This window comes from Methylobacterium sp. M6A4_1b, from assembly GCF_053345175.1.
Genome location: NZ_JBKEZQ010000026.1, coordinates 1 through 20,176, shown reverse-complemented (window position 1 = coordinate 20,176; position 20,176 = coordinate 1). Strand labels below are relative to the sequence as shown.

The window sequence follows — 20,176 nt, the reverse complement described above, 5'->3', positions numbered from 1 at the left end:
CTCCCCATGGAGCCGCCGGGCGCCTATCTAAGGGGCGACGTCCCGAGCCCCTTTCAGGAGTACAGGCCCGATGTCTACCCCTCCGATGTCTTCCCCCGCGATACCCTCGAATTCCGCGGACGCGATCGAGACCCGCAGCGAGGCGGAGTGGCGCGAGCGCCTGACGCCGGACCAGTACCGCGTGCTGCGCGAGCACGGCACCGAGCGGGCCGGCACCAGCTGCCTCAACGCCGAGAAGCGCCCGGGCGTCTTCCACTGCGCGGGCTGCGACGCGCCGCTCTTCGTCACCGGCACCAAGTTCGAGAGCGGCACCGGCTGGCCGAGCTTCTTCGACCCCCTCGACGAGGCGGTGGAGACCACCGTCGATCGCAGCCACTGGATGACCCGCACCGAGGTCCATTGCGCCCGCTGCAAGGGCCATCTCGGCCACGTCTTCGACGACGGGCCGCCGCCCACCGGTCTGCGGTATTGCATGAACGGGCTCTCGCTGCGCTTCGAACCGGAGGCATGACGGGCCTCTCCATCGGGTTTCGATGGGGACGGAGCGAAGCCCATGGCGGTGCGGCGGCGAGGATGGTCTTGATTTCGCCGTCGTTTTGCTTAGTCCGGGATGACGAATTATTGGTCGATCTGTCCCGGCGCTGCCGGGAACGATCATAAATCATAGCCTACGTCATCGTTCCACGTGGAGGGCCGCCGGCCCGGCGCGGGGACACTCGGAACCCGGTCCGCCCGCCTCGCGTCGTCGGAGGTCTGCGGCCCTGACGTCAGCGTCTGCCCGGACCCACGCCCCCGGACCGACCGACCTCGCGGAGAATGTCGATGAGCCTCGTACGCCGGTTTCTCGTGGCCCCCTCCCTGGTGCGCCTGATCCGCAAGGAACGCGGTGGCGCCCGGATCACCGAGGGCTATTTCGCGCCCCAGGCCGGCCGGGTCTCCTACGTGCGGGTCGACGGGCAGACCTGCCATCTCGTCCTGGTGACCTCGGCGCCGGACGGCACCGCGAGCGAGGAGCGCACCGACGTGCCGCGCGCCCATGGCGACGCGCTGATGGATGTCTGCTCCGGCAAGGCCGCCTATGACCGCACCGCGCTGGCCCTCGGTGGCGGCCGCGAGGCGCTGATCGACCGCTACGTGGCTCCGGGCGAGTTCGACCTCGTGAGCGTGTCGTTCGACGGCGCCGACGAGGCGCAAGCGTTCGCGGTGCCGACCTGGTTCGGCCCCGAGGTCTCGGGCGATCAAAGCTACGACCGCCACGCGGTCGCCCTCCAGGGCGTGCCGCAACCCAGCGAGATCGCCCTGTCCAACGCCGCCCTCGATGCCGTGCTCGACCTGGTCGAGCCGCGCTTCGGCTTCGGCCGCTTCGGCGGTCCGAAGGCCAGCACCGGCAACAACGGCGGCGATGGCGACGGGACGATGAAGGCCCTGCGCCGGGTCGTGGGCAGCGGCGCGGCCGCGGCCCCGGTTGCCGCCGAGGCGGTCCCAGCGCCGGCCCCCCCGGCCGAAGAGCCTGCCCCGGTGGAGGCGCACGCGCTCGCCGAGCCCGAAGCGGCGGAGGCCCATGCGCAGCCCGAGTCCGGCGCGACCGAAGCGCATGCCGAGACCCCGTCGCACATCGACTCGCGCATCGACGACGTGATCGAGAGCCTGTCGCAGGCCCTCGGCAATCCGCAGCCCCAGTCGAAGGGCGGCGCGCGCGGAGAGGACGATATTGCCGCCGAGTTCGAGCGCTGGACCGTCCGTCCGCGCCGCACGCAGCAGACCTGATTCGAACGCCAAGTCCCCTGCCCGGTGGCCCTCTCCAAGGAGGGAGGGCCACCTCGACGGGGCGTCGCCCCCCAAATCTGTTCGCGGCGCCGGGGCGTCCCGAAGTCCGTGCGGCGGAGCCCGGGATCCCGGCCGATCGCGTCGGCCTCGCCAGCCTCGGCGGCTCTGGATCGCACGCCGGCGGCGCACACCTCCCGGTCCGGGCCCCCTCATGGTGGCTCGGAATGACGGTGCGGTCCGTCCACGGACATCGACAACCGATGCTGGGCCGGTCCGGGGCACATGCTGGCCTGCATCCTCCGGCGCCTTCCCGCCGCGCCCGGCAGCGCGTCCTCCCGCCCCTTATGACCGCGAAGGGCATGTGAGCCCCCGTCGATTGTCATCGCTGACCACCGCCTGCGATTGAGCGGCGCGAATAAACTGGCTAGCGTCGGGATTAACAATCAGTGGGTTGCGCAGAGCGCAGCGGGAGGGATCATGGCCCAGACGACGACCTATGGAACGGCACCGGCCGAAGTGCCTCGTCCAGTCAAGGAGCCCTGGTACAAGGTCCTCTATATCCAGGTGCTGATCGCCATCGCCCTCGGTGTACTCCTCGGCTGGTTGCATCCCGAATGGGGCAAGTCGGTCAAGTGGCTCGGCGACGCCTTCATTGCCCTGATCAAGATGATGATCGCGCCGATCATCTTCTGTACCATCGTGCACGGCATCGCCTCGATCGGTGACCTGAAGAAGGTCGGACGCGTCGGCCTGAAGGCACTGGTCTACTTCGAGGTGGTCTCCACCATCGCGCTGCTCATCGGCGTCCTGGTCGGCGAGGTCGTCAAGCCGGGCGCCGGCTTCAACGCCGACGTGACGAAGCTCGACGGCAAGGCGGTCGAGAAATACGCCAAGATGGCCGCCGACGATTCGGTGACCGGCCACATCATGGCGCTGATCCCGAAGAGCTTCTTCGACGCCTTCGCCACCGGCGACCTGCTGCAGGTGCTGCTGATCTCGATCCTCACCGGCGTCGTCGTCACCGGCATGGGCCAGCGCGGCGAGACCATCACCCACGCCATCGACACGATGGGGCAGATCTTCTTCCGCATCATCGGCCTCGTGGTGAAGCTCGCGCCGATCGGTGCCTTCGGCGCCATGGCCTTCACCATCGGCCAGTACGGCATCGGCAAAGTGATCGATCTCGCCTGGCTCGTCGGTACCTTCTACGTCACCGCCTTCCTGTTCGTGATCCTGGTTCTCGGCGGCATCGCCCGGGTGGCCGGGTTCTCGATCTTCAAGTTCCTAGCCTACATCAAGGACGAACTCCTCATCGTGCTGGGCACCTCGTCCTCCGAGACGGTGCTGCCGCACATGATGACGAAGATGCGCCGCCTGGGCGCCTCGGATTCGGTGGTCGGCCTCGTGATCCCGACGGGTTACTCGTTCAACCTCGACGGCACGAACATCTACATGACCCTGGCCTCGCTGTTCCTGGCGCAGGCCGTGGGAGCCGACCTGTCCTTCGGCCAGTACGCCACGATCATCCTGGTGGCGATGCTGACCTCCAAGGGCGCCTCCGGCGTCACCGGCGCGGGCTTCATCACCCTGGCGGCGACGCTCAGCGCCATTCCCAACAACCCGGTCCCGGTGGCGGCCATGACCCTGATCCTCGGCGTCGACAAGTTCATGTCGGAGTGCCGCGCGATCACCAACCTCATCGGCAACGGCGTCGCCACGGTGGTGGTCAGCCGCTGGGAGGGCGAGCTCGACACGGAGAAGCTGCGTCAGGTCATGGCGCATCCGGTCTCGATCGGCACCGACATCTCCGACCATGCGCCGAACATGGACGCGAGCAGTGCCGCGAGCCCGGCGGCCCCGATCCCGGCCACGGCGCGCTGACGGGACCCGGACCTGTCCGAAACCCTGCGCATCGGCATCGATCTCGGCGGCACCAAGGTCGCCGGGATCGCCCTCGCGCCCGACGGCGCGACCCGGGCCGAGCACCGGGTCGCGACACCGCGTGACGACTATGCGGCGACCCTCGCGGCCATCGCGGATCTGGTGCGGGACCTGGAGGCGCAGGCGGGCGCCACCGGCACCGTCGGCATCGGCATGCCCGGCGCGATCTCGCCGCGCACCGGCCTCGTCAAGAACGCCAACTCGGTCTGGCTGAACGGCCAGCCCTTCGCCCGGGATCTCGAGCGCGCCCTGGCCCGCCCGGTGCGCCTGGAAAACGACGCCAACTGCCTCGCCGTGTCCGAGGCCATCGACGGAGCCGGGGCGGGCCTGCCCGTCGTCTGGGCGATCATCCTGGGCACCGGCGTCGGCTCCGGCATCGCCCTGCAGGGCCGCGCCCTCTCGGGACGCGACCGGATCGCCGGCGAGTGGGGTCACAACCCGCTGCCCTCTCCCCGCGACGACGAGCGCCCCGGCCCCGCCTGCTATTGCGGCCGGCACGGATGTCTCGAAGCCTGGGTTTCCGGCCCGGCGCTCGCCGCCGATCATGCCCGCCGCACGGGGGCGACGCTGCGCGGCGAAGCCGTGATCTCGGCCCTGCGGTCGGGCGACGCGGATGCCGGGGCGACCCTGGAACGGTACCTCGATCGCCTCGGGCGCGGCATGGCCCAGGTGATCAACCTGCTCGATCCCGACGTCATCGTCATCGGCGGCGGCCTCTCGCGCGTGCCGGAGATCCTCGCGGGCCTGCCGGCTCGGGTAGCGCCGCACGTGTTCTCGGATGCGTTCGACACGCCCATCCGCGCGAGCCTGCACGGCGATGCCTCCGGCGTCCGCGGGGCGGCCTGGCTCTGGAACGCACCCTGAAACGCCTGCATCGTCGCGGCGGACGCTGATGCCGGAGGCGCTTGTCAAGGCTTCCGTTTTCACATAAAGATATCTTTATGTCTAACACGGGATCTTCGCCGACCACGGCCCTGCCGTTTCCCGACGCCCTCGCCATCCTGCGGGCAGCGGCGGAGGAGACGCGCCTACGCATCCTCGCGCTGCTGGCCGCCGGGGAATTGTCGGTCTCCGATCTCACCGACATCCTGGGCCAGTCGCAGCCGCGCATCTCGCGCCATCTCAAGCTGCTCGTGGAGGCGGGTCTGGTGGAGCGGCACCGCGAGGGCGCCTGGGCGTTCTTCCGCCTGGTCGAGGACCGCGCCGCCCTGGTCGAGCCGCTGGTGGCCGGGCTCGACGCCACCCGCGCGCCGCTCTCCGAGGATTTCGCCCGTCTGCAAGCCGTGCGCGCCCAGCGGGCCGAGGCCGCCCAGGCCTTCTTCGCCCGTCTCGCGCCGAAGTGGGACCGCCTTCGCTCGCTTCACGTGCCGGAGGCGACCGTCGAGGCCGCGGTGCTCGACGTGCTCGGCGACCGGCCGATCCAGAACCTCGTCGACCTCGGCACCGGAACCGGGCGCATGCTCGGGCTCCTGGCCGGACGCGCCGCCCGCGCGGTCGGGCTCGACTCGAACCACGCCATGCTCTCGGTGGCGCGGGCCAACCTGGAGCGCATGGGCCTGTCGCGGGTCGACCTGCGCCAGGGAGACATCCACGCGCCGCCCTTCGGACGCGGCGGGTTCGATCTCGTCGTGGTCCACCAGGTGCTGCACTACCTCGACGATCCGGCCCGGGCCCTGCGCGAGGCCGCCCGCCTCGTCGCGCCCGGCGGGCGCCTGCTGGTGGTGGATTTCGCGCCCCACGACCTGGAGTTCCTGCGCGAGGCCCAGGCCCATCGCCGGCTGGGCTTCGCGCCCGAGCAGGTGACGGGCTGGCTGAACGATGCGGGCCTGCCCACCGTCACCACCCGGGACCTCGCCCCCACCGGCGAAGTCGAGGACCAGTTGACCGTGACGCTCTGGCTCGCCACCGATGCGGCCGAGATGGCGGCGCCCGCACGCGAACCGGAGTTGGCCGTCGCCTGAGGACGGCATCCCGCGACCAGTGAACCCCTTCGACGCGAAACCTTTCGACGCCCGTCTGAACCGACCGACATAGAGGACGACCCGATGCCATCCGCTTCCCACCATCGCGCCAGCCGCGACAGCTATCGTCCGATCCGGGTCTCCATCGAGTTCTTCCCGCCGAAGACCGAGGAGATGGAGAAGATCCTCTGGTCTTCGATCGAGCGCCTCGCGCCGCTGCAGCCGAAATTCGTCTCGGTGACCTACGGTGCCGGCGGCTCCACCCGCGAGCGCACGCACAACACCGTCGCCCGGATGGTCAAGGAGACGAGCCTCCAACCGGCCGCCCACCTGACCTGCGTCGACGCCACCCGCGAGGAGATCGACGCCGTCGTGCAGTCCTACTGGGATGCCGGCGTGCGCCACATCGTGGCCCTGCGCGGCGACCCGCAGGACGGCATCGGCACCGCCTACCGGCCGCATCCGGGCGGCTACGCCCAGACCTCCGACCTCGTGGCCGGGATCAAGCGCATCGGTGACTTCAAGGTCTCGGTCTCGGCTTATCCCGAGAAGCACCCGGAGGCGTCCTCGCTCGATGCCGACATCGACGCCCTGAAGGCCAAGGTCGATGCCGGTGCCGACCAGGCGATCACGCAGTTCTTCTTCGAGAACGACATCTACCTGCGCTACGTCGACAAGGTCCGGGCGGCCGGCATCGACATCCCGATCATCCCCGGCATCCTGCCTGTGCAGAACTTCAAGCAGGCGGCGAACTTCGCCCGCCGCACCGGCGCCTCGGTGCCGTACTGGCTCGCAGCCCGGTTCGAGGGTCTGGACAACGACGTCGAGACCCGGCGCCTCGTGGCGGCGGCGGTGGCGGCCGAGCAGGTGCTCGACCTCGTCGACCACGGTATCAACGACTTCCACTTCTACTCGATGAACCGTTCCGATCTCGTCTACGCCATCTGCCACGTGCTCGGCCTGCGGGCCCAGGCGCCCAAGGTCGCGGCCAAGGCGGCCTGACCCGACGTCATTCCGGGGCGCCGAAGGCCCGCCCGGGATCCCGACACGCCGACCCTGTCGAACTTCATTCTCCGGACCCGTCGCGGTTCTGGATTCCGGGCGCCGCGCCGCGGCCTCGGAATGACGCGTGAGAAACCCATGACCGACCTGCGCCCCGTCGACGGAAAAGAGATCGAAGCCGCCCTGCGTCAGCGCGCGGGCGAGAAAATCCTCGTCCTCGACGGAGCGATGGGGACGGTGATCCAGCGCCTCGGCTACGGCGAGTCGGACTTCCGCGGCAGCCGCTTCGGCGACCACACGCATGACCAGAAGGGCAACAACGACCTCCTGATCCTGACGCAACCCGACGCGATCCGGCAGATTCACCTGGACTACTTCCTGGCCGGGGCCGACCTCTGCGAGACGAACACCTTCTCGGGCACGACGATCGCCCAGGCCGATTACGGCATGGAATCGATCATCCACGAGCTGAACGCGGAAGGTGCGCGCCTCGCCCGCGAGGCCGCCGCTCTGGCGGAGAAGCAGGACGGCCGCCGCCGCTTCGTCGCCGGCGCCATCGGCCCGACGAACCGCACGCTGTCGATCTCGCCGGACGTCAACAATCCCGGCTACCGGGCCGTGACCTTCGATCAGGTCCGTCAAGCCTACGAGGAGCAGGTGCGCGGCCTCATGGATGGCGGCGCCGAGCTCATCCTGATCGAGACCATCTTCGACACCCTGAACGCGAAGGCCGCCGTGGCGGCCGCCTGGGCGGTGTTCGAGGAGCGGGGCATGGTCCTGCCGATCATGATCTCGGGCACGATCACCGACCTCTCCGGCCGCACTCTCTCGGGCCAGACCCCGGAGGCGTTCTGGAACGCGCTGCGCCACGCCAGCCCGCTCACCATCGGTCTGAACTGCGCGCTCGGCGCCAAGGAGATGCGCGGGCATATCTCGGAATTGTCGCGCATCGCCGACACCCTGGTCTGCGCCTACCCGAATGCCGGTCTTCCCAACGAGTTCGGCCTCTACGACGAGAGCCCCGAGGCCATGGGCAAGCTGGTGGGCGAGTTCGCTGAGAGCGGCCTCGTCAACATGGTCGGCGGCTGCTGCGGCACCACGCCGGACCACATCCGCGCCATCGCGCAGGCCGTGGAGGGCGTGAAGCCCCGTGCCATCCCGCAAGTGCCCCGCCTGATGCGCCTGTCGGGCCTGGAGCCCTTCACGCTGACGAAGGAGATCCCCTTCGTGAACGTGGGCGAGCGCACCAACGTCACCGGCTCGGCGAAATTCCGCAAGCTGATCACCGCCGGCGACTACGCCGCCGCCCTCGACGTCGCCCGCGACCAGGTGGCGGCGGGCGCCAGCATCATCGACATCAACATGGACGAGGGCCTGCTCGATTCCGAGAAGGCGATGGTGGAGTTCCTCAACCTCGTCGCCGCCGAGCCCGACATCGCGCGCGTGCCGGTGATGATCGATTCCTCGAAGTTCCACGTCATCGAGGCCGGCCTCAAGTGCGTCCAGGGCAAGGCGATCGTGAACTCGATCTCCATGAAGGAGGGCGTCGAGAAGTTCATCGCCGATGCCCGGGTCTGCCGCTCCTACGGTGCCGCGGTGGTGGTGATGGCCTTCGACGAGCAGGGCCAGGCCGATTCCTACGAGCGCAAGGTCGAGATCTGCACCAAGGCCTACAAGGTCCTGACGGAGGAGATCGGCTTCCCGCCGGAAGACATCATCTTCGATCCCAACGTGTTCGCGGTGGCCACCGGCATCGAGGAGCATAACGGCTACGGCGTCGCCTTCATCGAGGCCACCAAGACCATCCGCGAGACGCTGCCCCACGCCCACATCTCGGGCGGCATCTCGAATCTCAGCTTCGCCTTCCGGGGCAACGAGCCCGTGCGCGAGGCGATGCACGCGGTGTTCCTCTACCACGCGATCCAGGTCGGCATGGACATGGGCATCGTGAATGCCGGCCAGCTCGCGATCTACGCCGAGCTGCCGCCCGAGCTGCGCGAGCTGTGCGAGGACGTCGTCCTCAACCGCCGGGACGATTCCACCGACCGACTGCTTGAGGCGGCCGAGCGCTTCAAGTCCGGCGGCGGCGTCCAGGCCAAGACCGCCGACCTGTCCTGGCGCGAGGCGCCGGTCGCCAAGCGCCTGGAGCATGCGCTGGTCAACGGCATCACTGAATACGTGGTGGCCGATACGGAGGAGGCCCGACTCGGCGTCGAACGTCCGCTCCACGTCATCGAGGGGCCGCTCATGGCCGGCATGAACGTGGTCGGCGACTTGTTCGGTTCAGGGAAGATGTTCCTGCCGCAGGTCGTGAAGTCGGCCCGCGTGATGAAACAGGCGGTGGCCTATCTCGAGCCCTTCATGGAGGCGGAGAAGCTCGCCAACGGCGGCGACGGCAAGCGCCAGGCCGCCGGCAAGATCCTGATGGCGACCGTGAAGGGCGACGTCCACGACATCGGCAAGAACATCGTCGGCGTCGTGCTCGCCTGCAACAATTACGAGATCATCGACCTCGGCGTGATGGTGCCGGCGGCCAAGATCCTCGACGTCGCCAAGCGCGAGAATGTCGACATCGTCGGCCTGTCCGGCCTGATCACCCCGTCGCTGGACGAGATGGTGCACGTCGCGGCCGAGATGGAGCGCGAGGGCTTCGACGTGCCGCTCCTCATCGGCGGCGCCACCACGAGCCGCGTCCACACGGCTGTGAAAATCCATCCCTCGTACAACCGGGGCCAGACCGTCTACGTCACCGATGCGAGCCGGGCCGTCGGCGTCGTCTCCAGCCTGCTCTCGAAGGAGACGCGGGATTCGACCATCGCCAACATCCGCGCCGAGTACCGCAAGGTCTCGGACGCCCACGCCCGGTCGGAGCTCGACAAGCAGCGCCTGCCGCTGGCGAAAGCCCGCGCCAACCCGTTCAGGATCGACTGGTCGGATTACAAGCCGAAGAAGCCGAGCTTCACCGGCGTGCGGGTCTACAGCTCCTACGAGGTCGCGGACTTGGTGCCCTACATCGACTGGACGCCGTTCCTGCAGACCTACGAGTTCAAGGGGCGCTACCCGGCGATCTTCGAGGACCCCAACCAGGGGCCAGCGGCCAAAGCCCTGTTCGACGACGCTCAGGAGATGCTGAAGCAGATCGTCGCCGAGCGCTGGTTCAACCCGAAGGCCATCATCGGCTTCTGGCCGGCCAACAGCCTCGGTGACGATATCGCGCTCTATACCGGCGAGAGCAGGTCCGAAAAACTCGCGACCTTCTTCGGGCTGCGCCAGCAACTGACGAAGCGCGACGGACGCGCCAATACCTGCCTGTCCGACTTCGTGGCCCCGGCCGAGACCGGCATCGCCGACTATGTCGGCGGTTTCGTCGTCACGGCGGGCCTGGAGGAGGTGCGCATCGCCGAGCGCTTCGAGCGGGCCAACGACGATTACCGCTCGATCCTGGTCAAGGCGCTGGCCGACCGCATCGCCGAGGCGCTCGCCGAGCGCATGCACGAGCGGGTCCGCCGCGAGTTCTGGGGCTACGCCGCCGACGAGACCTTCGCGCCGGAGGACCTCGTGCGCGAGGAATATGCCGGCATCCGTCCCGCCCCCGGCTATCCCTCGCAACCCGACCACACCGAGAAGGTCACGCTGTTCGACCTCCTCAAGGCGGAATCGCGCATCGGCGTGAAGCTCACCGAGTCCTACGCCATGTGGCCGGGCTCCTCGGTCTCGGGCCTCTACATCGCTCACCCGGAGGCGCATTATTTCGGCGTCGCCAAGGTGGAGCGCGACCAGGTCGAGGATTACGCCGTCCGCAAGGGCATGGACCTGCGGGAGGTCGAGCGCTGGCTCGGCCCGATCCTCAACTACGATCCGGCCCGCTATCTCGCAGCCGCCGCCGAGTAGGGCGCTGCCGCCGCCCCTCTGGCGGGGCGGCGGCACCCGAAACCGCTGGAGTGTGGCCGGGCGAGGCTTGACCGTGGGCACGGCTGCGCTTCAATGCCGGCCCGGCTCAATCATGGCCCGAGACCAGCGAAGGGCGCCCCGATCGTGTACCGGCTCACCGGCTCCCTCGTCGCCACCGTCGCGCTCGGGCTCATCGCCTCGGGTTGCACGGGCTTCGCCTACATCTCGAAGACCTATGTCAGCCTGACGCCGCAGGTCGTCACCATCGGCTGCAAGGACCCCTACGAGGTCTACGACCAGCGCCGGGTGCGCAAGATGCTGATCGTCTCCAACGCCCTGCGCGAGACCACCGGCTGCGACATCGACGATGCGCTCGCCGGGGGCGACCCGGGCCTGACCCGGGTCAAGCGCTTCCGCGAGGCCGCACGCACCTACCTGAACGAGACGGGGCGCGAGGATTGCCGGATCCGCGGCGAGACCGTGTTCACCGATCTGCAGACCGAGTTCACCTACATCTGCGCCGGGCCGGTCGAGCCCCGCGACACGAAGGTGCAGACCCTGCCGGGCCGTAGCAACCGCGTCGGTCTCTAAGGCTCGCCGGAGCCGGAGGCGCGCGGAAACGTCCGCTCCATCGCGTCGCCGGAGGCCGCGAGCAAGGCCCGCGCCAGGGTGCGGGCCTCGTCCCGGTTGAGGGCCAGGATCGCCGTGACCGGCGCCCCGCTGATGCCGGGCAGCCCGATCTCGATCCGGACACCGTCGGGTGCTGCCGCCACCGCGATGCTCCAGTCCCGTTCTCCGCTCATGGGGTCTCGCACCTCTCCCGCGCCGCCGACTCTCTCGGTCGACGGCGATCCTGCATGACCGGTCCTGCATGACTGATCCGCCGGCGCGAGGCCAGGGGCGGGGGAACGCGGCCCGCGATTGACGCCGTACCGCCCCCTGGTGTTTGTGCGCCCGACCCATCCCCGCCGCCGGGCGCGGCAATCATACAGTGGAGGAAGACCCCATGTCCGAGATCTGGTTCCGGACCGGCGAGGCGACCGTGCTCGCGGCCGAAGGACAGTACACCGACGCGATGCCCGAGGTGCTGATCGGCTCGACCCGCGGTCCGGCGGGCCACGCCTTCGCCGGCATGATGGGCCAGGTCCAGGGTCACACCCGGATGTTCGTGGTGCGCGACCTCAACCAGCTCGTGCGCCCGGCCACGATCATGACGACGAAGGTCACGATCCATACGGCCGAGTATGCCGAACTGCTCGGCGGTGTCGTCCAGGCCGCCACGGGGGACGCCATCATCGACTGCGTGATCGAGGGCGTCCTGCCCAAGGACGGGCTCGACGAACTCTGCATGATCATCATGATCTGGCTGGACGAGCGCTGCGGATCCGACCCGAACGTCGACCGCAAGGATCTCTACCGGACGAATTACGAGGCGACGAAGCTCGCCATCGCCCGCGCCATGAAGGGCGAGCCGACGATCGACGAGCTCATCGCGAACCGGAAGACGGTGAAGCACTACGCCCTGGAAGACGTCATCGAGTACTGAGCTTTTCCAGAGAGGGTGCGCGGAGGCTTCGGAACCTCCGCGTTCGCGTCCGCGCCAGGACGATCGTCAGGCGCGGACATGCTCCCAGACCTTGGAGATCACGACCGAGCCCTCGCCCACCGATGACGCCACCCGCTTGACGGAACCGGCGCGGACGTCGCCGACCGCGAAGATTCCGGGTTGCGAGGTGGCGTAGGGCGAGGTTGCGCCGATGGCCTCCCCGGTCAGCACGAAGCCGTGGTGGTCGAGGTCGACGAGGCCCGAGAGCCAGCGGGTGTTGGGGGCGGCCCCCACCATCACGAACACCGCACAGGTCGTGACGGTACGGATGCTTCCATCGCCGACCTTGCGGATCGTCACGGCGTCGAGCCGGTCCGTGCCGTGGAGCGCGCTGATCTCGGCGCCGTACTCGATGGTGATCGCCGGGTCCGCCTCCAGGCGGCTGGAGAGGTAGCTGGACATGGAGGTCGCGAGCGAGGAGCCGCGCACCAGCAGGCGGACATGCCCGGCCGAGCGGCTGAGAAACATCGCCGCCTGACCCGCCGAGTTGCCGCCGCCGATGATGACGATCTCGGCATTCTTGCAGTAGCGGGCCTCGATCTCGGTCGCGGCGTAGTAGACGCCGGCGCCCTCGAAGGATTCGAGGCGATCGATCGGCAGGCGGCGGTACTGAACGCCGGTGGCCACCACGACGGCGTGCCCGCGAACGCGCTGGTCGTTGTCAAAGGTCGCGCAGAAGGTGCCGTCCGCGAGGCGTTCCAGCTTGGCGACCCGGCGCGGCATCGCGAACCGCGTGCCGAACTTCAGCGCCTGCACCTCGCCCCGCCAGACGAGGTCCGCCCCGGAGATGCCGGTCGGAAAGCCCATGTAGTTCTCGATCCGGCTCGACGTACCGGCCTGCCCGCCGATCGCGATATCCTCGATCACCAGGGCCCGCAGGCCTTCCGCGCCGGCATAGACGCCGGCGGCCACGCCGGCCGGACCGCCACCCACGATGAGCACGTTGAAGGCCTCGTCGTCGGTGAGGTCGTGGTTGAGGCCCAGCAACTGCGCGACCTTGTCGGGGGTCGGGTCCGCCACGACGTTCTCACGGCCGAAGATCACGGCGGGCCGGTCGGAGGATATCGCGCAACTCGTGGCGACGGCCGCGGCCTCCGGACTGCCCAGGGCGTAGGAGCGATAGGGCAGCCGGTTGCGGCTCGCGAATTCCGCGATGCGGCGGACGGCCCGGTCGACGTCCTCGCCGATGAGCACCAGGGTGCCGTCCTGCGAGTCGAGCTGACGCCGCCGCCGTGCGGCCAGGACCGTGATGACGATGTCCGACATCTCGGGAATCTCGGACATCAGGCGCAGCATCTCGAGCCGCGGCACTTCGACCACCCGGGTATCCCGCACCGCCCGCATGGGCATCGACCAGTTGCCGCCGTTCAGGAACGCGATCTCGCCCATGAACTGCGTCGGTCCGAGGGTGGAGGGAAGGTGGCGCTCGTCCGTGAACGGGTTGACCACCTCAACCTCGCCGTCCTCGACATAGACGAAGCGGTCGGCCGGTTCGCCGGCACTGGCCAGGAACGTCCCGGCCGGGTAGAGCCGCTCGGCTCCGGCGGTCCGAAGAGCGGTGACGTGGGCGGCGGCGAGGGGGACGCGCTGCATCTCGCGCAGGTCACGGCCAATCGTTTCCATGTGTGGCTTCCGTCGGATCGGGGTCGGTGCAACGCAGCATCGATCACGCCTCCGTGACAGACAAGCTGTGCGAGCGCGAAAAATCACTGCCCCGACCGCTCGTTCGAGCGCTTGCCTGCGGGCGCACGACGAATGCCTGCACGGCCTTATCCGAAGCAGGGGATGTTGTTGGCCCAGCGGCGCCGGATACGGTTCCACTCCTCCGGAGACCGACAGCGGAGGCTCACGGAGCTGCGAAGCGCGTCGAACGCGCCGAGGCGCGGGATCACCCCGGCGGGATCCGCCCCACCGAGCAGAGCGTGCGGATCGAGCCGCTGCTGTCGGTGTAGCAGCTCGCCGACCAGCCGTTCTGCTGGATGAAGGACTTGCGCCGCTCCTTCAGCGCGGTGGCGTGCGCCGTGGCGATGGCGGCCTGGACCGCGCCGGCGCTCTCGCCGACCACGATCTCGGCCGCGAGGGCGAGGTCGGCGAAATAGGCCGCCGAGGGCGTCGGGTCGGAGGAGGCCGCCTGCACGATGGGCTCGGCCCGGCAGGTGAGGTCGAGCTTGAGGCCGCCGGGGACCCGGAGGTCGATGCTGGGGCCGGTGCGTCTGCCGACCTTCCCGCCCATCGCGCCGGCGATCCGCGCGGCGAGGCCGTCGCATTCGTCGGCGTGCGCGGGTGTGGGGCCGAGCAGGCTCGCACCGAGCGAGTTCGCGCCGAGGAGGAGGGCAAGGAGGGCGCTGCGCGGTCGCATGGTCGGGCTCCGGCTGTCCGGTCGGAAGGGGGGTCAGGAGGTGAAGGCGAGCCGGACCACCGTGCCGCCCGCGTTGCTGTAGGCGAGCTGGCCGCCGAGCTGTCCGGCGAGGCCCTGCGCGATGCGGTAGCCGAGGCTTCGGGTGGTGTCCGGATCGAAATCCACCGGCATGCCGCGCCCGTCATCCGCGATGGTGAGCTGCAGGCGCTCCGCATCGAGCCGTTCGAGCCGGATCGTGATGGTGCCCCGCGTGCCCTCCGGGAAGGCGTGCTTCAGGGCGTTGGTCACCACCTCGACCACGAGGAGCGACAGGGTGGTGAGCTGGGTGAGGTCGAAGCGCACGGGCGGCGTGTCGACGAGGCAGACGATGTTCCGCGCCCCGGTGGCGTCGAGGAGGTCGGTGCAGAGTTCCTGGAGGTACTGCCCCACCGGGCGATCGATGCTGCTCGGATCGTAGAGGCGGCGGTGGATGCGCGAGATGGTTTCGAGCCGCACCCGGGCCTCGTCGAGGGCGGCGAGCGCCGCCTTCGGGTCGTTGCCGACCTTGCGTTTCTGCAGAGTCAGGAGAGCGGCCACGAACTGCATGTTGTTGGCGACCCGGTGCTGCAGCTCCTGGAACATCGTGCGTTGCTGCTCGTAGAGGCCCGCCGAGATCTGCCGCTCGGTGCGCAGCCGCTCGCCCGCCCGGTGCATGACGTGGATCAGCGCGATGTCGACGGCGACGATGAAGACGTAGAAGCACAGGGCCAGGGCGGTCGGCCCGTCGATGATGAAGGTGCTGACCGGCGGGATGAAGAAGTACCAGGCGGCGAGCCCGCTGAGGGCGGCGCAGGTGATGCCCGGCCGCAGGCCGAAGAAGAAGGTCGTGAGGATCACGGCGGGGAAGAACGTCAGGTAGGGGAAGCCCGGCGGCAGGACGTCGTCGAGGGCGAAGCGCAGGCCCAGCGCCAGGCTCGACGCGGCCACGGCGGCGCCGTCGCCGAGCCACGGGCGCGCGCGCAGGCGCGCGGTCGCATGGACGACCTGCCAGCCTTTCCACCAGGATACGTGTGTCGATGATCGGAACAGCGTCGTCGGTCTCGTCGGGGTTGGAACTGCTCTAGTCTGGGCCGGTCCCCCTGACCAGCGGATCCGGTCCGCGGCCGCGATTCGGCCTCAATGGAAATCGCGGCTGCGGTAAATGCGCCGATCCTCCGGCACGCCGAAATCGGTGGTCTCGGGCGGCAGCCGCAGGCCTCCGGCGCGCAGGTCGCGCAGGGCCGCCGAAAGGTCGCGGAACTGTTCGGCCAGCAGGTGCACCACGAGGCCCTGGCGCTGCACCCGGCCGCGCACAGCGAGGAACCGCGCGCCCATGGCGGTCGCGCGGTTGGCCTCGAACACGTCGCGCCAGACGATGACGTTGGCGATGCCGGTCTCGTCCTCCAGGGTCAGGAACACGGTGCCGCGCGCCGTGCCCGGCCGCTGCCGTGTGAGGACGAGGCCCGCCACGGTGACCCGGGCGTTGTTCGCGACGCGGGTGTCGTCGTGATGATCGCGGGCGGGGATCGCGCCGATCCGGGCGAGCCGCGTCCGGAAGAACGCCACCGGGTGGCCCTTCAGGGAAAGGCCGGTGGCGGCGTAATCCTCCGCCACGTGCTCGGAGGCCGCCATGGCGGGCAGGGCCACGGCGGGCTCGCCCCGGAACAGACCGTCGTCGGCGTGGAAGGCGAAGAGCGGCATCGGCGCGTCGAGGAGATGCGCCCGCCGGTCGCCGTCGCTCCGCTGGGCCGCCTTGCGGGCGGAGGTGCCCTCCAGGGCTCGCACCGCCCACAGGGCGGCCCGCCGGTCGAGGTCGAGGGAGCGGAAGGCATCCGCCTCGGCCAGCCGTTCGAGGGCGTTGCGGGGCAGGGCGAGGGCCGCCTGCAGGCCCTCGATGCTGGCGTAGCCGTTGCCCCGCAGGGCGACGAGGCGGTGCATGGCAGCCCGCGGCACGCCGCTCACCTGGCGCAGGCCGAGGCGCACGGCGAAGCGACGCGCGATGCCGGGCGGCGGCGGTTCCGAGGCCGGCTCCAGGGTGCAGTCCCAGGCGCTGGCATTGACGTCGACGCCGCGCACCTCGACCCCGTGGGCGCGGGCGTCGCGCACGAGCTGCGCCGGCTGGTAGAAGCCCATCGGCTGGGAATTCAGGATCGCGGCGAGGAAGACGTCCGGATGCCGGCACTTCATCCAGGCCGAGGCGTAGACCAGCAGGGCGAAGCTCGCCGCGTGGCTTTCCGGGAAGCCGTAGGTGGAGAAGCCCTCGATCTGCTTGAAGCAGCGCTCGGTGAAGTCGCGGGGGTAGCCGCGTGCCACCATGCCCTCCACGAACTTGGTGCGGAAGTTCACGATCTGGCCGTTGTGCCGGAAGGTCGCCATGGCCCGGCGCAGGCCGTCGGCCTCGTGCGGCTGGAAGCCGGCGGCCGTGATCGCGATCTGCATGGCGTGCTCCTGGAACAGGGGGACGCCGTAGGTCCGCTTGAGGACGTCCTCGAGTTCGTTCGCCGGACCGTGAGTGGGATGGGGGGAGGGGTAGCTGACGGGCTCCAGCCCCTGGCGGCGGCGCAGGTACGGATGGACCATGTCGCCCTGGATCGGGCCGGGGCGGACGATCGCCACCTGCACCACGAGGTCGTAGAATTCCTTCGGCTTCAGGCGCGGCAGCATCGACATCTGCGCCCGGCTCTCGACCTGGAACACGCCGACGGAATCAGCCTTGGCCAGCATCGCGTAGGTGGCTTCGTCCTCGCGCGGCAGGTCGGCGAGCGTCGGATAATCGTGCCCGTAATCCTCCCGCAGAAAATCCACGCCCCGGCGCAGGCAGCTCAGCATGCCGAGCGCCAGCACGTCGACCTTCATCAGGCCGAGCACGTCGATGTCGTCCTTGTCCCACTCGATGAAGGTGCGGTCCGCCATGGCGGCGTTGCCCACCGGCACGGTCTCGTCGAGGCGCCCGCGGGTCAGCACGAAGCCGCCGACATGCTGCGACAGGTGGCGCGGGAAGCCGATCAGCGCGTGGGCGAGTTCCAGCGCCTGCCGGATCGACGGGTTGTCCGGGTCGAGGCCGGCCTGACGGATATGCGCGTCGGGCAGGTCCTTGCCCCAGGAGCCCCAGACCGTGTCGGCCATCACGCCGGTGATGTCGGGGGGCAACCCCAGGACCTTGCCGACTTCGCGGATGGCGCTGCGGGGGCGGTAGTGGATCACCGTGGCGCAGATCGCGGCGCGGTCGCGGCCGTAGCGGTCGTAGAGGTACTGGATCACCTCCTCGCGGCGCTCGTGCTCGAAATCCACGTCGATGTCGGGTGGCTCGGCCCGGTTCTCCGAGATGAAGCGGGCGAAGAGCAGGCGGATCTCGGTGGGGTCGACCGCCGTGATGCCGAGGCAGTAGCAGACCACGGAATTGGCCGCCGAGCCGCGCCCCTGGCACAGGATGCCGCGCTTCCTCGCGAACTCGACGATGTCGAACAGGGTGAGGAAATAGCGCGCATAATCCATTTTCTCGATGAGGCGCAGCTCGTCCTCGATCGTGTTCACGATTTGTTCTGGTATGCCGTCGGGATAGCGCCAGCCTGCCCGCTCCATGACCCGGTGGGCGAGGTAATCCTGCGCACCGAAGCCGGGAGGTACCGGCTCGTCGGGATACTCGTACTTGAGTTCGTCGAGGGAGAAGTCGCAGGCCTGCGCGATCTCGATCGTGCGGGCGACGGCCTCGGGGTGGTCGGTGAACAGGCGCACCATCTCTTCGGCCGGCCGCAGGTGGCGCTCGGCATTGGCCTCCAGGCGGTAGCCCGCCCCATTCAGCGTGCAGCCCTCGCGGATGCAGGCGACGATGTCCTGCAGGGGGCGCCGGTCGGGGTGGTGGTAGAGCGCGTCCGACACCGCCACCAGGGGCGCGCCGAGGCGTAGCCCCAGTTCGGCGAGGCGCCCCAGGCGACGGCGCTCGTCGCCGCGCCGCCGGTGGCTCCCCGCCAGGGTGACCCGGCCGGGGGCTTCGGCGGCGAGCTGGCGGACATGGCCGAGAAAGGGATCGGCGTCCCCGAGGCGCTCCGGCGGGACCGCGACCAGCATCTGGCCTTCGCTGGCGGCCAGCAGCTCCGAAAAGTCGAACCGGCACCGGCCCTTCTCGGAGCGGCGGTTGCCGAGGGTGAGGAGCCGGCACAGGCGGCCGTAGGCGGTCCGGTCCATCGGATAGGCCACGGCCTCGAAGCCCTCTTGCGTGACAAGGCGGACGCCGGGCAGGAATCGGATGCCGGGCTCACCGGCCGCGGCCCGCCGCTTCGCCTCGGCATGGCCGCGCACCACCCCCGCCAGGGTGTTCCGGTCCGCGATGCCGATGGCGTGCAGACCGAGCTCGGCGGCCTGACCCACCATCTCGCCGGGATGCGAGGCCCCGCGCAGGAAGGAGAAGTTCGTGGTGACGACCAACTCGGCATAGGCGGGTGGCCCGGACATCGACGTCATCTCCTCCCGGCTCCATCGCATCCGTCTCGTGGCTGAGAACGAATCCTGGCTGAGAACGAATCGTGATCGTTTCGGATCCCGGGGTGCCGGTTTCGTGCCGAGGAGTCAAAGTCTCGAAGGCGGCTGGCCAAGGTGTTCGGGGTGCGCTAGGTGTCGTTGCCCAGAAGGTTGTTCAGCCTTTGCCAGGGTGTCTGTCGGCTGAGGGCGGAGTGGGTTCGGCTGGTGTTGTAGTGGTCGATCCCGGGGCTCATGGCGCGTATCCGCTCGGCGGACGAGGCGTAGGGCTCGGCGTAGATCCATTCGCGCAGCGAGGTCTGGATGAAGCGCTCGGCCTTGCCGTTGGTGCGCGGCGTGTAGGGCCGCGTCCGAACGTGGCGCAGGCCGGCCTCGGCGAGCAGATCGCGGAAGGCATGGCTGCGGTAGGCCGAGCCGTTGTCGCTCATCACGCGCTCGACGGTGACGCCGTGCCGGGCAAAGAACGCCAGCGCCTCGTTCATGAAGGTCAGCGCGCTCTGCTTGGTCTCGTCGGGCAGGACCGCCGTGTAGGCAAGACGCGAGGCGTCGTCGATGGCGACATGCAGGGCCTCCCAACCGATGCCGCGCCGGCCATCGCGCCGGTTGCCGGTGATGCGGTGACCGACGCCCTCGATCCGGCCGAGCTTCTTCGTGTCGATGTGGATGAGTTCGCCCGGCCTCTCGCGCTGGTAGCGGATGACCGGCGGTCGGGCTTCGAGCGCGCTGAGACGGCCGAGGCCCAGGCCGCGCAGGACTCGGCCGACGGTGGAACGTGGCAGGGCCAGGCGCTCGGCGATGACCTGACCCGTCAGCCGCGTGCGCCGCAGAGCCTCGACCTGCGTGCGGATCACGGGCGTGACACGCACCTTCGGTCGGAGGGGCGCCGAGCTTCTGTCGCGAAGCGCCCCCGCGCCACCCGCCCGAAAGCGGGCCAGCCACTTGTAGGCTGAGCGCTCGCTGAGGCCGGCGGCCTGCGCCGCCTCGGCCACGCGCCAGCCTTCGACCAGGATCCGGTTCACCAGGAGGGCTCGACCATGGACCGTCATGCGGGCATGCTGATGCGTGTTCATCCGGGGCGCTCGGTCAGGGTTGGTCGGCTTCGCAACCCCAGCCTCTCACCCCCGCCTCGGGTGAACAACCTTCATAGCTTCGACA

Annotated in this window: 15 protein-coding genes; 9 read left to right on the top strand and 6 right to left on the bottom strand. The window is 69.5% G+C overall.

All coding sequences use genetic code 11. From position 1 onward, the window contains the following. The first annotated feature begins 85 nt into the window (after positions 1 to 85). From msrB to ACLBWX_RS19165, 8 genes are all read left to right on the top strand, one after another. Positions 86 to 511 (top strand): peptide-methionine (R)-S-oxide reductase MsrB, encoded by a 426-nt coding sequence (gene msrB / locus ACLBWX_RS19200; protein WP_447678619.1) that lies wholly within the window; start codon positions 86 to 88, stop codon positions 509 to 511. 311 nt (positions 512 to 822) lie between these two features. Then, a complete protein-coding gene (locus ACLBWX_RS19195) occupies positions 823 to 1,767 on the top strand; it encodes a hypothetical protein (RefSeq protein WP_447678588.1) in 945 nt (314 codons plus the stop codon). Positions 1,768 to 2,244: 477 nt separating this feature from the next. Further along, a complete protein-coding gene (locus ACLBWX_RS19190; RefSeq protein ID WP_447678587.1) occupies positions 2,245 to 3,648 on the top strand; it encodes a dicarboxylate/amino acid:cation symporter in 1,404 nt (467 codons plus the stop codon). 24 nt (positions 3,649 to 3,672) lie between these two features. Next, the gene (locus tag ACLBWX_RS19185; protein WP_447678618.1) at positions 3,673 to 4,572 is read left to right on the top strand and encodes an ROK family protein; all 900 of its coding nucleotides are present in this window, start codon (positions 3,673 to 3,675) and stop codon (positions 4,570 to 4,572) included. Positions 4,573 to 4,649: 77 nt separating this feature from the next. Then, positions 4,650 to 5,669: an ArsR/SmtB family transcription factor gene (locus tag ACLBWX_RS19180; protein WP_447678586.1), complete on the top strand. Its 1,020-nt coding sequence runs from the start codon at positions 4,650 to 4,652 to the stop codon at positions 5,667 to 5,669. An 84-nt stretch (positions 5,670 to 5,753) separates the two neighbouring features. Next, positions 5,754 to 6,671: a methylenetetrahydrofolate reductase [NAD(P)H] gene (gene metF, locus ACLBWX_RS19175; protein ID WP_447678585.1), complete on the top strand. Its 918-nt coding sequence runs from the start codon at positions 5,754 to 5,756 to the stop codon at positions 6,669 to 6,671. 138 nt (positions 6,672 to 6,809) lie between these two features. Beyond that, the gene (gene metH / locus ACLBWX_RS19170; RefSeq protein ID WP_447678584.1) at positions 6,810 to 10,562 is read left to right on the top strand and encodes a methionine synthase; all 3,753 of its coding nucleotides are present in this window, start codon (positions 6,810 to 6,812) and stop codon (positions 10,560 to 10,562) included. Between the two features lie 144 nt (positions 10,563 to 10,706). After that, the gene (locus ACLBWX_RS19165; RefSeq protein ID WP_447678583.1) at positions 10,707 to 11,153 is read left to right on the top strand and encodes a hypothetical protein; all 447 of its coding nucleotides are present in this window, start codon (positions 10,707 to 10,709) and stop codon (positions 11,151 to 11,153) included. Here ACLBWX_RS19165 and ACLBWX_RS19160 read toward each other — a convergent pair. Beyond that, positions 11,150 to 11,365 (bottom strand): hypothetical protein, encoded by a 216-nt coding sequence (locus tag ACLBWX_RS19160; RefSeq protein ID WP_447678582.1) that lies wholly within the window; start codon positions 11,363 to 11,365, stop codon positions 11,150 to 11,152. The two genes, ACLBWX_RS19165 and ACLBWX_RS19160, sit on opposite strands and share 4 nt — an antisense overlap. Positions 11,366 to 11,568: 203 nt before the next feature. On the opposite strand from ACLBWX_RS19160, the gene fae reads away from it, so the two are divergent. Then, on the top strand, positions 11,569 to 12,108 hold the full coding sequence (gene fae, locus ACLBWX_RS19155; protein ID WP_056466213.1) for a formaldehyde-activating enzyme: 540 nt from the start codon (positions 11,569 to 11,571) through the stop codon (positions 12,106 to 12,108). Between the two features lie 66 nt (positions 12,109 to 12,174). Here the strand turns inward: fae and ACLBWX_RS19150 are convergent, their stop codons facing one another. The 5 genes from ACLBWX_RS19150 to ACLBWX_RS19130 all read right to left on the bottom strand — a co-directional run bounded on the left by ACLBWX_RS19150 (position 12,175) and on the right by ACLBWX_RS19130 (position 20,091). Continuing rightward, a complete protein-coding gene (locus ACLBWX_RS19150; protein ID WP_447678581.1) occupies positions 12,175 to 13,791 on the bottom strand; it encodes an FAD-dependent oxidoreductase in 1,617 nt (538 codons plus the stop codon). A 265-nt stretch (positions 13,792 to 14,056) separates the two neighbouring features. Next, positions 14,057 to 14,527, bottom strand: a complete 471-nt coding sequence (locus tag ACLBWX_RS19145; protein WP_447678580.1) for a hypothetical protein — start codon at positions 14,525 to 14,527, stop codon at positions 14,057 to 14,059. A gap of 33 nt (positions 14,528 to 14,560) precedes the next feature. Continuing rightward, positions 14,561 to 15,595 carry a sensor histidine kinase gene (locus ACLBWX_RS19140; RefSeq protein WP_447678617.1) on the bottom strand — a complete coding sequence of 345 codons (1,035 nt, stop codon included), beginning with the start codon at positions 15,593 to 15,595 and terminating at the stop codon, positions 14,561 to 14,563. An 87-nt stretch (positions 15,596 to 15,682) separates the two neighbouring features. Next, positions 15,683 to 18,997 carry an error-prone DNA polymerase gene (locus tag ACLBWX_RS19135; RefSeq protein ID WP_447678579.1) on the bottom strand — a complete coding sequence of 1,105 codons (3,315 nt, stop codon included), beginning with the start codon at positions 18,995 to 18,997 and terminating at the stop codon, positions 15,683 to 15,685. A 155-nt stretch (positions 18,998 to 19,152) separates the two neighbouring features. Then, positions 19,153 to 20,091 (bottom strand): IS481 family transposase, encoded by a 939-nt coding sequence (locus ACLBWX_RS19130; RefSeq protein ID WP_447676926.1) that lies wholly within the window; start codon positions 20,089 to 20,091, stop codon positions 19,153 to 19,155. Positions 20,092 to 20,176 lie beyond the last annotated feature (85 nt).

Excerpts from the sequence above, each read along its gene's own strand:
- ACLBWX_RS19180 (WP_447678586.1), top strand. The coding sequence starts at position 4,650 with ATGTCTAACACGGGATCTTCGCCGACCACGGCCCTGCCGTTTCCCGAC.
- metF (WP_447678585.1), top strand. The coding sequence starts at position 5,754 with ATGCCATCCGCTTCCCACCATCGCGCCAGCCGCGACAGCTATCGTCCG.
- ACLBWX_RS19195 (WP_447678588.1), top strand. The coding sequence starts at position 823 with ATGAGCCTCGTACGCCGGTTTCTCGTGGCCCCCTCCCTGGTGCGCCTG.
- ACLBWX_RS19160 (WP_447678582.1), bottom strand. The coding sequence starts at position 11,365 with ATGAGCGGAGAACGGGACTGGAGCATCGCGGTGGCGGCAGCACCCGAC.
- ACLBWX_RS19190 (WP_447678587.1), top strand. The coding sequence starts at position 2,245 with ATGGCCCAGACGACGACCTATGGAACGGCACCGGCCGAAGTGCCTCGT.
- ACLBWX_RS19130 (WP_447676926.1), bottom strand. The coding sequence starts at position 20,091 with ATGAACACGCATCAGCATGCCCGCATGACGGTCCATGGTCGAGCCCTC.
- msrB (WP_447678619.1), top strand. The coding sequence starts at position 86 with ATGTCTTCCCCCGCGATACCCTCGAATTCCGCGGACGCGATCGAGACC.
- metH (WP_447678584.1), top strand. The coding sequence starts at position 6,810 with ATGACCGACCTGCGCCCCGTCGACGGAAAAGAGATCGAAGCCGCCCTG.
- ACLBWX_RS19145 (WP_447678580.1), bottom strand. The coding sequence starts at position 14,527 with ATGCGACCGCGCAGCGCCCTCCTTGCCCTCCTCCTCGGCGCGAACTCG.
- ACLBWX_RS19135 (WP_447678579.1), bottom strand. The coding sequence starts at position 18,997 with ATGTCCGGGCCACCCGCCTATGCCGAGTTGGTCGTCACCACGAACTTC.
- ACLBWX_RS19150 (WP_447678581.1), bottom strand. The coding sequence starts at position 13,791 with ATGGAAACGATTGGCCGTGACCTGCGCGAGATGCAGCGCGTCCCCCTC.
- fae (WP_056466213.1), top strand. The coding sequence starts at position 11,569 with ATGTCCGAGATCTGGTTCCGGACCGGCGAGGCGACCGTGCTCGCGGCC.